Genomic DNA, 244 nt, shown 5'->3' on the forward strand with positions numbered 1-244 from the left:
GCCCAGTTAAACTTCCAATCACCATCCAGTGATTGCCAATACTCTGAATTTTCAGGCAAAACCTTGCGAGCATTTTCTACACTTTTAAAAGAGTAAAATGTGGCACGCGGTTGCTCTTTGTTATGGGCCAGATGAGCCGGTGATTCCCACTCTTTGCCCGTAGGTGCTTTTTCATCGCCGTAAGTGAAGCCATCGAGTTGCTCCTGGGCAACACACGAAAATGCAGTCAAACACGCAAACAATG

At 46.3% G+C, this 244-nt stretch carries 1 protein-coding gene; it reads right to left on the reverse strand.

Annotated features, from left to right (window positions below; all coding sequences use genetic code 11):
* Positions 1–244: hypothetical protein (locus tag JIV24_RS22305; RefSeq protein ID WP_200467290.1), on the reverse strand; the 244-nt coding region annotated here is incomplete at both ends.

Source organism: Carboxylicivirga marina, assembly GCF_016612505.1.
GTDB classification, from domain to species: Bacteria; Bacteroidota; Bacteroidia; order Bacteroidales; family Marinilabiliaceae; genus Carboxylicivirga; species Carboxylicivirga marina.